Consider the following 11,557-nt stretch of genomic DNA (forward strand, 5'->3'; position numbering starts at 1 on the left):
CCGCCACAACAGGGATCATCCCTGGTAAGTGGGCATTGAGCGTCGGTAAACCTAGCATTCCGGCACCTTCTGGCTTCATGTGGACTCTGTTGTCAGACATGGCTCGTCTGGAGAGCGGTCACACTCCAAGCCGTCGGCACGCCGAGTACTGGGATGGCGACGTTCCATGGATCGGCATCAAGGATGCGACCGGAAATCATGGGCGAGTCATTGCATCCACCCTGCAAACCATCACTCAGGCTGGCCTGGACAACTCATCCGCCCGATTGCTTCCGGCCGGTACTGTCTGCTTGTCTCGAACGGCATCGGTGGGCTATGTGGTCACCATGGGTGTTCCAATGGCGACGAGCCAGGATTTCATCAACTGGGTGTGCGGGCCGCAGATCTCATCTCGCTACCTCCACTACATTCTGGTGATGGAGCAGGACTCCGTCCGGCGGTTCGCACACGGAACGACCCACCAGACTGTTTACTACCCCGAGGCCAAAGCCTTCCATGTGTGCATCCCCAGCCGCGGAGAGCAGGATCGGATCGTCTCCCTGCTCGGATCTTTGGATGACAAGATCGCCGTCAACGACCGCATCGCTGCCACGACCGTCGAGTTGGCCGACGCACAGTTCACCCGAGCGGTCAGCGGACTGGAGGTCGGCCAGGAGACCTTCGGATCCGTTGCTTCCGTCTCCGGTGGCGGCACTCCGAGCACCACGGTAGATGAATACTGGGGCGGCGAAGTGCATTGGACAACGCCGTCCGACGTGACAGCTCTCCCGTCCCCGTATCTATTCGAGACCAGCCGAAGAATTTCGGAGCTCGGTCTCGAAAACTGTGCCTCTCAGCTCTACCCCCCGCAATCGATCTTCATGACCTCGCGTGCCACGATTGGTGCCTTTGCTCTGCCGCAAGTACCTGCGGCTGTGAACCAGGGGTTCATCGTGGTGCTCCCGCCGAACGAGGGCATGCGGTGGTGGCTCCTGCATGAGATGCGCTCCCGAGTGGACGAAATGATCAGTCTTGCAAATGGCTCCACCTTCCTTGAGCTCAGTCGCAAGAACTTCAAAGCCATGCAGATCCGGCTACCTGACACGGTGCAAGTCGAAGAATTCGCTCGGATGGTTGCGCCCTTGCACGCCGCTGCCGCTCAGGCTGCCAAGGAGAACCGTGCACTCGCCACGCTCCGAGACACCCTCCTCCCCCAGCTCATGTCCGGCCGCCTTCGCGTCAAAGACGCCGAGAAGATTGTCGAGGACCACACATGACGCACGATGATGAGAGCGGAAGCAGAAGAAGCCAGAACCGCCGCCCCCTGGAAGCCGACTGGGAAATCCTCGCCCTCGACGAGCTCGCCGAGCTGGCCTGGCTGCCGGCCGCCGGGAACGAGTTCGCCCCCGGTTCCGGGCACCGTAAGTCCTGGGACGACCTGATCCTCTACCCCGACCTGCATGAGGCGATCGAGCGGCTCAACCCCGAGCTGCCCCCGGATGCCGTACGCGACGCCGTCGCCGCCGCGGCGACCCCGGAGTCGCAGGACACGTACGAGGAGAACCGCACCGCCCACGGCTACCTGACGACCGGCATCCGTTCCGTCGTCTACACCGACGCCTACGGTGCCGAGCACAACCCGACCATCCGCCTCGTCGACCTGGCGGACCCGGACGGGAACACTTATCGCGCGCTGAACCAGGTCACCGTCGTCGACGGCGAGAAGCGGCGCCGCTTCGACATCGTCCTGTACGTCAACGGACTCCCGCTCGCCGTGCTGGAGTTGAAACGCGCTGGCGATGAGTACGCCACGCTTCAGGACGCGCACTCGCAGGTCTCCCGATACGTGAAGGAGTTCCCTACCGCCTTCCGCTACAACGCGGTGGTGCTGCTCTCCGACGGGATCACGGCGAAGTACGGCACGCCCTTCACTCCGTACGAGCACTTCGCGCCGTGGAACACGGACGAGACAGGGGCCCGCGTCGACCCGTTCACCGCGGACGGCGACGGAGTGGCCGACTCGGGCCAGAACCTGGCGCTGCACGGGCTGTTCGCCCAGCCTCGCTTCCTCTCCCTCTGCCGGTCCTTCATCAACTTCGTGCCATCCAAGCGGATGAAGCGCATCGCGAAGCCGCACCAGTACTTCGCGGTGACCCGGGCCGCGGAGAAGGTACGTGAAGCGGCAGCCGGAGACGGGAAAGCCGGTGTCGTCTGGCACACGCAGGGCTCGGGCAAGTCCGAGGAGATGGTGCTCACCACGGCGATGGTGATGAGCGACCCGGCCCTGCTTAACCCGACCGTGGTCGTCATCACCGACCGTAACGACCTCGACGACCAGCTGTACTCCACCTTCCTGGAGAGTGAGATCCTCCCGGGGACGCCTCTCCAGGTTGCGACCCGGGCCAAGTTGCGGGAGGAGCTCGCGGCCAAGCGGACCGGCGGCATCCTCTTCACCACCCTGCAGAAGTTCGGTAAGACCAAGGAAGAGAAGGAGTCGGGGGCCGACCACCCGCTGCTCTCCGACCGGCGCAACATCGTGGTCGTCGTCGACGAAGCCCACCGCAGCCACTACGACAACCTCGACGGCTACGCCCGTCACCTCCGCGACGCCCTCCCGCACGCCACGCTCCTCGCCTTCACCGGGACGCCGATCTCCGAGGCCGACCGCAACACCCGCCAGGTCTTCGGCGGCTACATCGACATCTACGACCTCAAGAGGGCCGCTGACGACGGCGCGACGGTCAAGGTCTTCCACGAGGGCCGGGTCATCAAGCTCGTCCTCGGCAAGGACGTCGACCCGACGAAGATCGACGAGGAGGCCGACCGCATCACCGACGGTCTCGACGACACCGAACGTCGCCGGGTCGAGACGGCCGTCGCCACGATGAATGCCATGTACGGCTTGCCGGCCCGTGTCAGGGATCTCGCCGAGGACCTAGTGGCGCACTGGGAGGAGCGGCGAGAGCGGATGGAGCCGTTCGTCGGCGTCTCCGAGAAGGGCGGGGCAGCCGGCAAGGCGATGGTCGTCTGCGCGACCCGTGAGATCTGCGTCAAGGTTTACGACGCCCTCCGCGAGCTGCGGCCGGACTGGCACAGCGACGAGCCCGCCAAGGGCGCGATGAAGATCGTCTTCTCCTCGAACTCCCGCAAGGACGAGGACCACCTGCTCGACCACGCGCTGCCCGACGGGCAGCGCAAGGCGGTCATCAACCGGGCCAAGGACCCCGACGACGAGCTGGAGCTGCTCATCGTCAACAACATGCTGCTGACCGGCTTCGACGCCCCGCCGGTCCACACCATGTACCTGGACCGTCCGCTCAAGGGCGCCAACCTGATGCAGGCCCTCGCCCGGGTCAACCGCCGCTTCCGCGGCAAGGAGGACGGTCTACTTGTCGGCTACGCGCCGCTGACGGAGAACCTGCAGAAGGCGATCGCCGAGTACACAGACGCCGACCAGGAGGACCGCACCCTCGGCCAGGACCTCGACCGCGCACTGGACGAGCTGCGCAACGAGTACGACATCCTCAGCGACATCCTGCGCGGCTTCAATTGGCGTGCGCGTCTTGAACAGCCGACAGCGAAGGCGTTCGTCAACGCCGCTGGCGGGGCCGCCGAGTACCTCCGGAACCCGCGTACCCCCGGCAACGACCCGGAGAAGCTCGACGACCCGCGCCAGACCGTCGGCCGGCGTTTCCGCGACCACTCCCACCGCCTGGAGCGCTTCTACGCGCTGTCCGCCAGTGCCACGAACATCGGTGAGCGTTTCCCGGATCACCCGACCTGGCGCCGAGACATCCAGTTCTTCGTCGAGGTCCGTGCCTATATGGCCAAGCTCGACGCGGCGGACCGCGAAGCCCGCGGCCTACCGGTAGCTCGCGATGTCGAGCTGTACCTCGCCCAGCTGACCTCGTCCGTGGTCGAGACCGGCGGGATATCGGACCTGTTCGCCGAGGCCGGCCTGGAGATGGCCGACCTGACGCACCTCAATGACGCGCTCGTCGCCAAGCTCCAGGGCAGCGACACTCCCCACCTCGCGGCGGAGGCACTGCGGCGGCTCATCGAGCAGAAGATGCGCGAGGTCACGCGTCACAACATCGTCCGCCGCACGGCCTTCTCGGACCGCCTGCAGGACCTCATGATCCGGTACACGCGGCAGCAGTACACGAGCGCCGAACTCATCGCCAAGCTCGTCGAGATGGCCAAGGAAGTGGTCGAAGACGCCAGGCGCGGCGAGAAGTTCGAGCCGCCGCTGAACTGGCGTGAGCTCGCCTTCTACGACGCCGTCGCAGAGCACGACTCGGCTCAGGAGCTCATGGGCGACGAGGTTCTGGCGAGCATCGCCCGTGACCTCGTCGCGGAGGTCCAGAAGAAGCTCAAGCCGGACTGGATCGCCCGCGAGCCGGTCCGTGCCGGGCTCCGCAGCGCCATCAAGCGCCTGCTGGCCCGCCACGGCTACCCGCCAGACCGCCGTGCGGAGGCGGTGAAGCTGGTCCTGAAGCAGATGGAGCACTTCGCCGACGAGTGGGCCACCACCGGTATGCCGGACAGCTGAGCCCGCGCGGCCACGTCGGCGCAAGAGCAGTGCACCCGCCCCGACCGGGTCGGGGCCGAGGTCTCCCGCCTTCGGAAGACCTCGGCCGCGGCCCGGCGATCACTCTGCGAACCCCGACCACCTTCGACGGCGAGAAGCCACTTCAGGAGCGGACCATGGACAACGAGATTCAGCTGATCAGCGACGGGGATGGGCTGACAGTCATCGGGAGCGCGAAGGATGTCGAAATCTTCCTAGCTTCGGAGGGACTGCCGTCCAAGAGCCTCGGACCGCGATGGTACAAGTCCGTCATCGCTACGGGTGCTGCAGTCGCAGAGGCAGGATCGGAGTTCGTCGCCAACTCCGCTCACTGGGTGAAGCTGACCCCGAAGTCGGCGCTGCTTCTGAAGAAGTACGGCCTGAGGGAGAGAGCGAAGACGGGGCTCAGCACGGGTGTGCTGAAGGGGCAGAAGGGTCAGATCAAGGGATTCCTCGAGTTCGCGCAGGCGCCCCGATCGCTCCTGTCCAACCCGGCGACTCTTGCCAACGCCGGGAAGTTCATGGCGCAGGTTGCGATGCAACAGACCATGGACGAGATCACTGACTATCTCGCCGCGATCGATAAGAAGGTCGACGACGTACTGCGTGCCCAGAAGGACGCTGTGTTGGCCCGCATGATCGGAGTGGGCTTCGTGATCGAGGAAGCCATGACCATCCGAGAGAAGCGGGGCAGGGTCGACGAGGTCACCTGGTCGAAGGTGCACGCCGCGCCGGCGACGATCGCGGAGACGCAGGCGTATGCGCTGCGTCAACTCGACGCGCTCGCGGAGAACATGGAGCGCCAGACCAAGATCGGCGATCTCGCCACGATGGTCAAGGAGGCTGAGGTCATCGTTCGAGAATGGCTCGCCGTTTTGGCTCGCTGTTTCCAGTTGCAGGACGCGATCGCCGTACTGGAACTCGACAGGGTGCTGGACGCGTCCCCCGATGAGCTCAACGGGCATCGCCTCGGCCTGAAGGCCGCCCGGCAGGACCGGCTGGAGCACATCTCGCGGAGCACCGAAACTCTGCTGGCCAGGATGAACGCCGCTGCTGGCGTGGCCAACGCCAAGGTGTTGCTGCACCCGACCACGTCCCCGGCTGTGGTCCAGTCGAGCAACCAGGTCGCGACTGGCGTCCATGACTTTCACGTGCGGCTCGGAATCGAGTCCGGTGGCGACTCATCTGAGGCGAGGCGATGGGCGGAAGCTGCCCTGGAGGTGAGGGACAAAGCGTTGGAAACAGGAGTAAAAGGTGTTGGTGCTGCCCGAAGCCTTGGCAACGAGACCCTCGACCGGGCCAACTCGGTGAAGAACAAGCTCTCCAGCGGTATCGCCGAGCGAGCGCGTCGTCTGCGCGGGAACGACGAGCAAGGCGACAAGAAGACTGAGTGAGCGCCGACCATCCCGGTATGCCGGACGACTGACGCACCCTCCTGCCGGCTCTGCACCAGAAGGATTGCCGTCCGGCCCCGAGCCGGGTGGTCGTCATGGCTTCCCGCCACGTCGGGTATGCGGCGGGAAGCGTCGCTCGTCTACCGTGGCCAGTAGGACGGCGGTGACACGGACGGGTCCACACGCTCGAAACGGTGCTTGCTCACCGGGTTCAAGCCCTTGATGTGAATCAGCTGCTGGGTGTCTGCTTCGCTGAGCTCACCGACGATCAGGGGCATGGCCGCTACCACCGCACCCATGGCCAGGCCCAGACCGGCCATGCCCCTGTGCGCCTGGCTGAAGCGGATGTGGTGCATGCCCGACTTCTTGATGGCCTCCGTCTCCGACGGATCCTCCAGCTGTCGGGCATCCCTGGTCAGGAAGATGTCGAAGCCCTTTCTCGCGGCATCGGGGAGAAGCGCGAGATCCTTCTTGCCCGCCCACTTGATCTCGCTGACGTGCTTGACCTCATGTCCGGGCAGGATCCGTCTGAGTATCTCCAGCACCTGTACGGGGACGTTCTCGTCGATGAGGATCCGCATCAGGCAGCGCGCGCTCCCGTGCTGTAACTGTCCACGTAGAGCGCGAAGGAAGCAGCGTCACGCGCTGCGTCAGCGGTGACGCCGGGGTAGTAGTCGGCGATCTCCTCCGGCGGGATGCCGTCCTCGATCAGCTCCGCGACGGTGTCGAAGGGGATCCTCGTGCCCGTGATCACGGGCTGTCCGCCCTGGGTCTCGGGGTCGACAGTGACGTGCTGCTTCGGCTGGAGCAGGTGGGGGACGACGACGCCGGCTCTGGGAGCGAACTCCTGCAGGATGTCGGCCATGGTGGCGACCACTCGTTGGCCAGGGCGTTTGACCAGATCGGTGCCATGGTCATCGTGGCCGGCGAGGACGATGGAGTCGCCCTCGGCCACCAGGGAGTAGCTGGACAGGTGCTCGACCTCCCCGATCTTCCTCAGGGTGGCCAGGGCTGCGCGGATCTTCTGGAGCGACACGTCCTGGCGGAGGTGGGCGAATGCCCGCAGCGCGAGTACGTCACGGAAGGAGTAGAGGGCCGGCCTGGCCGCCAGCTCGGGTTGGAGGATCGGCCCGTTGCCACGATCCTGCCGCCACGTGCGCAGTTGTCCGACCGTCGCTCCCGAGAGGGCGGCAGCCATGCGGGTCGAGTACGCCATCTGCTGCCTCCCATCCCGGTCGCGTGCTGTGGGGTGCCATCATCCCAGTTCTCCGAGCCGGAAGGCTACAGAACGACGATGGCCCAGATGTTCCAGATCCTCTGCGGCGAAGCGGTGAAACGACCAGCGTGCGTGAGCCGTGCGTGAGCGGACAGGGTGGCACGGGTCGGACAGGACGAGCACGTGCCTCTCGGTCGCACGCCGCTGACCAGCGAAAACAGGATCCAGTGCTACGGCGCGGCATCCATCGTCACGATCTTGCAGACCCTCGTAATGCGTAGGTCTCGGGTTCGAATCCCGAAAGCGGCTCCACTGAAGACCAGGTCTGTTAACCCATGACCTGGTCTTCTGTCGTTCCCTTGATCGACTTTTGGTCTCAACCACTTGTCGTTCGAGCTCTGAAACGGCCAGATGGGTCCGAACCTGGGTCCAACATGGGTGAGGGGTCTTCCCGTCCGAGAGGCCACCCTTGGGTCAACGGCGCACGTGGTGCCGCTCGTCACGAAAGGTGGCCCCTCGCAGTTTCACCGGCCGGGAAGAGGGCTCGGCCGGCCCGGGTTCAGGAGACGGTGGACGTCAGGTACGTCAGGTACACCCCTCCCTTGCAGTCGGACATCTTCCGCAGGGTCCAGCGGCCCCGGACGGTCGTGGAGGAGAAGTTCGACTCGGCGTCGTCCTCCTCCACTTCTCCCTCCCCGGGGATGTAGCCGGCCTTGGGGAGCTGCTTGTGCAGGAATGCCAGGGTGGTGTCGAAGCCGCCCCGTACGACGGTGGCGACGACGAGCCGGCCGCCGGTGCGGTGCTCCACCGAGGTCACGACCGCGCCGTCGGGCACCGGCAGGTTCTCCGGGAAGCCTTTGGGGAGCGGCAGTGAGACGGCGGTGGGACAGCCGCCCGGCGCGGCGCCGGCCGCATTCCCGGCCGGCGGATCGCTTGCCCGCTCCGCCGCGTACGGTGTCGCCTCCGGGCGCTCGGCGTGCTTGTCCGCCGCCGAGCATCCGGTGACCGCGGCCAGGCTGAGGACCGCGCCTGCCAGTACGGCAGCCGAGGGCGATGGCTTCATCTAGTGGCTTCCTTCGGGCTTCTTGTGCTTGCCGCGGACCACGGCGTCGTACGCGCCGTACAGCGTGTTGCCGGAGGACTGGCGGGCGATGGAGGCCAGCGCGTCGTAGTTCTGCGCCCCTCCGGTCGCGCAGGTGCCGGTGCAGCCGTCCGCGTAGGCGGCGAGCACGCGACCCTGGGCGTCGATGGTGACGTCAGCGAAGTCCAGGAGGTTGCGGTCCTGGCCGCAGGTGGTGCCGCCCGTGCAGATCGACCCCTTCTGGACGGGGTCGGTGGGGGTGGCGTCGGCGGTGACCCAGGACTGGCCTCCGTCGTAGGTGGTGGCCACATACAGATGCCACACGCCCTTGAAGCCGGCCGTGTCCTGGTAGTTGCCACCTGTGGTGGTGCCGAGGAAGGCGAAGGCGGCGCGGTTGTCGTCGCCCGCGGTCACGGCTGGGAAGACGATGTTCCTGATGCCGAGGGGCGCGCCGACGTTCTGGTCGTACAGCCACGTCTTGCCCTTGTCGTGGCTGGCGGCGATCCGCGCGGTGCCGTCGCTGTTCTGGTAGCCCATGTACACAGTCCCGCCGGCGCCGATCCCCACGCTCGGGTCCGAGTCACCGGGGGTGCTGGACGGGTTCTCGCGGACGGTCCACGTCAGCCCGCTGTCCTCGGAGACGGCCACGGCCTGATGGCCGCCGCAGCCCTTGTTGGGCACGTACACGGTGCCGTCCGGGGCGACCTTCACATGGCCGTGCAGGCCGCCGCAGTCCAGCAGCGAGTACATCGGGACGGCGGGCCCGTACGTCAGACCGCCGTCCCGGCTGACCGCGCAGGAGGCGTCGGCGATGTCCTGGGAGCAGTAGTAGACGGCGTTCGGGTACGGCGTGAGGGCGCCCGGACCACCCGGGGCGAAGGGACCGCCACCGATGGTCTGGTGGTCCACACCGGAGTTGATGCCCGAGCCGCCCGTCGGCGTCCACGTTTCACCGTCGTCGTCGGTGTAGCAGGTCAGGGCGGTCTTGCCGGCGAGCTGCGACTCGAAGGTGCGGTGGGTGACCGGGTCGGTGAAGAGGATCGGGTCGAGGCTGGTGGTGCTGCCCTGGGGGCAGCCGTTGGCCGCGCTCGCGCTCTTGTCCTGCCACGCGGCGGCACCGGCGCTGTCGTAGGTGACCTTGAGCGTCGACGTGTACGCCTGGAACATCGCGGCGCCACTCGCACGGTCGACGCCGATCGAGGGTTCACCGGCGTTGTGCGCGTCCGTGATGCCGTCGGGTGCCCAGGAGTTCGCGTACGTCGGCGGTGTGGCCGTACTCGGCGGCGGATCGGGCGGAGCGGTGACCAGGCTCGCGGCGCCGGTGAAGCTGTCGCCGAGCGGCGCGTACGGCACCACGCGCACGGTGTACGACGCCGACACCGCCGGAAGCAGCACGGTCTCGGGGTCACTGGAAGAGGCTGAGGCGGCCACCTCTCGGCCGTCCGCATCAAGGACGTACAGGTCGAAGTCGGCGGCGGAGTTCGGCCATCTGACGTCGACGCGCAGGCTGTGACCGGCGTCGTAGCCCGCGGGCACCGACACCTTCAGGGCGTAGTCGTCGCAGGATTGCGCCGTCCCGCAGCTCACCGTCCCGGCGGTGCCGGAGAGATTCGGGACGGCGAAGGGACCGGCGCTCCACGTGGTCGTGGGCGCGGTGCCGCTGACCGATCCGGAGGGTGGGGTGGCGGCGTCGGCAGCCACACTCGGCAGGGTTCCGGCGACGAGCGCCAGCAACCCGACGGCGAGACGCGCCCGCGACCGCGGGTGGTGGTGAAGACGGAGTGCGGAGAGGAGAGCCACAGGTACCTCGTGGGTTCGCGAGTAGGACGAAGGATGGTGGTGTGTGGCGGTGAGGGTGATGCCTTCGTCTGCTCTACGGGCAGGCAGGCGGCGTCCGTCGCGAGAAACCGAAATCTTTTCGCAGCAGGCCGAGTCGACGTGGTGGCACTCGCCGAACGGCCGGCCGCCAAGGGCCCGGTCGGACGGCTGGGGATCCCCACTCCCCACGAAGAAGTGCCCCCGCGCGACTGCGCGAGGGCACTTACGGGGGCCTGGTCAGAGGGCGTCGACGCCGCTCACCTTCCAGCTGTCGGAGGTACGGGTGAGCGTCATACGCACCCGGTTCAGGTCCAGCCGGGGCTCCGCGACCTGAGTGCTCCGGGTGACCTGGTTGACGAAGAGCAGGACGACGGCCCGATCCGGAGTGGCCGACACGACGGAGGCCGCCGGGGCGCCGCCGTCGGCGGGTGTGGCCACGGTCGCCTTCACTACGCCGTGGTACTTCGTCGCGGTCGGCGCGACCACCGCCTTCGTGGTCTTGCCGTACTGGTCGCGGAAGTGCCCGGTCAGCAGGGCACGGGCCCGGGAGAAGTCCCGGTCCAGGTGCCGGTAGTCGTACGACAGCACGACCGGCGCCGCCTTCCGCGCGGCCGCGAGGGCCTCGCCGCGGGCCTGCTCCGCCTGCCGCCCCTGCCGGTACTGCCACCCGAGTACGGCGGCCGCGACCAGGGCCGCCACGAGGACGACGCCCAGCACCGCGGTGAGCACGCTCCACCCGGCCTTGCGCGGGGGCGCGCCGTCCTCCGGCTCCCCCTCGAACGATTCGAGCGACTCGGGCTCCGGCGGGTCCTCCCAGCCGTTCGCCGGGGGCTCGACGAGCAGGGTGCGCCCGGAGAGAGTCTGCTCTTCCTGGTGGCCACCGCGCTCGGGGCGCGCGGGCCGCCCGGCGCGCTTGGCTGCCGCTCGGGCGGCCGCGGTCATGGTGCGGCGGGCCGGCGAGCCGGTGCCGCGGGTGCGGGAGGTCGGGTTCGCCACGGTGTCTCTCCTCATCGATGGCCTCAGGGTCAGCCCACGAACGCGACGTCGGAGGTCAGCCAGCGGCCGTCCACGCGCGCGAGGTCGAGCTGGAGCCGGTAGGTGCGCGCCTGGCCCTCGGGCGCGGCGGTGTTGGTCACCTTGCTGTCGGCCACGACCAGGACCCGGGCCGAGCGTGCGTCGGACCACACGATGCCCGCTTCCAGGACCTGCCCCTCGGACACCGACTTGTTCTGTGCGACCAGCTTCGTCAGTTGTGCGGTCTGCGCGGCGAACTCCTTCTTGAACTCGCCGGTGGCGCCCTTCAGCACATTGCCACTGTCCCGGTCGTAGTGCCGGTAGTCGAGCGAGGTGAAGCTCAGCGCCGACTGGCGGGCCGCCGCCAGGATGTCCTGACGGCGCTGCTCCGCCGCGCGCTGGTCGGACAGATTCAGGCCCAGCCAGACGCACGGCACGGTCGTCAGCACGGTCGCGGCGACGAGCCCCGCCGACAGCAGCCTCAT

9 protein-coding genes are annotated in these 11,557 nt (G+C 67.4%); 3 read left to right on the forward strand and 6 right to left on the reverse strand.

The genetic code is table 11. The annotated features are described in order from the left end of the window. The first annotated feature begins 98 nt into the window (after window positions 1–98). The 3 genes from ACWD5D_RS21980 to ACWD5D_RS21990 all read left to right on the forward strand — a co-directional run bounded on the left by ACWD5D_RS21980 (window position 99) and on the right by ACWD5D_RS21990 (window position 5,943). Complete coding sequence (locus ACWD5D_RS21980) at window positions 99–1,256, forward strand: restriction endonuclease subunit S (protein WP_451374410.1); 1,158 nt, start codon at window positions 99–101, stop codon at window positions 1,254–1,256. Next, complete coding sequence (locus ACWD5D_RS21985) at window positions 1,253–4,531, forward strand: type I restriction endonuclease subunit R (protein WP_451374411.1); 3,279 nt, start codon at window positions 1,253–1,255, stop codon at window positions 4,529–4,531. The genes ACWD5D_RS21980 and ACWD5D_RS21985 overlap by 4 nt, the downstream gene beginning before the upstream one ends. Window positions 4,532–4,686: 155 nt before the next feature. Next, a complete protein-coding gene (locus ACWD5D_RS21990) occupies window positions 4,687–5,943 on the forward strand; it encodes a hypothetical protein (protein WP_451374412.1) in 1,257 nt (418 codons plus the stop codon). 140 nt (window positions 5,944–6,083) lie between these two features. Here ACWD5D_RS21990 and ACWD5D_RS21995 read toward each other — a convergent pair whose 3' ends face one another. The 6 genes from ACWD5D_RS21995 to ACWD5D_RS22020 form a co-directional block, all read right to left on the reverse strand. Beyond that, window positions 6,084–6,524, reverse strand: a complete 441-nt coding sequence (locus ACWD5D_RS21995) for a DUF5615 family PIN-like protein (protein ID WP_451374413.1) — start codon at window positions 6,522–6,524, stop codon at window positions 6,084–6,086. After that, window positions 6,524–7,159: a DUF433 domain-containing protein gene (locus tag ACWD5D_RS22000; RefSeq protein WP_451374414.1), complete on the reverse strand. Its 636-nt coding sequence runs from the start codon at window positions 7,157–7,159 to the stop codon at window positions 6,524–6,526. Before ACWD5D_RS22000 ends, ACWD5D_RS21995 begins: the two co-directional genes overlap by 1 nt. A 559-nt stretch (window positions 7,160–7,718) precedes the next feature. Further along, on the reverse strand, window positions 7,719–8,222 hold the full coding sequence (locus ACWD5D_RS22005) for a hypothetical protein (protein WP_451374415.1): 504 nt from the start codon (window positions 8,220–8,222) through the stop codon (window positions 7,719–7,721). Then, window positions 8,223–9,941 carry a sialidase family protein gene (locus ACWD5D_RS22010; RefSeq protein WP_451374416.1) on the reverse strand — a complete coding sequence of 573 codons (1,719 nt, stop codon included), beginning with the start codon at window positions 9,939–9,941 and terminating at the stop codon, window positions 8,223–8,225. It abuts the gene before it with no gap. Window positions 9,942–10,295: 354 nt separating this feature from the next. Continuing rightward, the gene (locus ACWD5D_RS22015) at window positions 10,296–11,054 is read right to left on the reverse strand and encodes a hypothetical protein (RefSeq protein ID WP_451374417.1); all 759 of its coding nucleotides are present in this window, start codon (window positions 11,052–11,054) and stop codon (window positions 10,296–10,298) included. A gap of 29 nt (window positions 11,055–11,083) precedes the next feature. Further along, entirely contained in the window at window positions 11,084–11,557 is a 474-nt protein-coding gene (locus ACWD5D_RS22020) for a hypothetical protein (RefSeq protein WP_451374418.1), read from the reverse strand.

It is taken from the genome of Streptomyces sp. NPDC002520 (assembly GCF_053595235.1).

Bases quoted from the DNA above. Each gene is read 5' to 3' on its own strand.
- ACWD5D_RS21980 (WP_451374410.1), top strand. From the start codon at position 99: ATGGCTCGTCTGGAGAGCGGTCACACTCCAAGCCGTCGGCACGCCGAG.
- ACWD5D_RS21985 (WP_451374411.1), top strand. From the start codon at position 1,253: ATGACGCACGATGATGAGAGCGGAAGCAGAAGAAGCCAGAACCGCCGC.
- ACWD5D_RS21990 (WP_451374412.1), top strand. From the start codon at position 4,687: ATGGACAACGAGATTCAGCTGATCAGCGACGGGGATGGGCTGACAGTC.
- ACWD5D_RS21995 (WP_451374413.1), bottom strand. From the start codon at position 6,524: ATGCGGATCCTCATCGACGAGAACGTCCCCGTACAGGTGCTGGAGATA.
- ACWD5D_RS22000 (WP_451374414.1), bottom strand. From the start codon at position 7,159: ATGGCGTACTCGACCCGCATGGCTGCCGCCCTCTCGGGAGCGACGGTC.
- ACWD5D_RS22005 (WP_451374415.1), bottom strand. From the start codon at position 8,222: ATGAAGCCATCGCCCTCGGCTGCCGTACTGGCAGGCGCGGTCCTCAGC.
- ACWD5D_RS22020 (WP_451374418.1), bottom strand. From the start codon at position 11,557: ATGAGGCTGCTGTCGGCGGGGCTCGTCGCCGCGACCGTGCTGACGACC.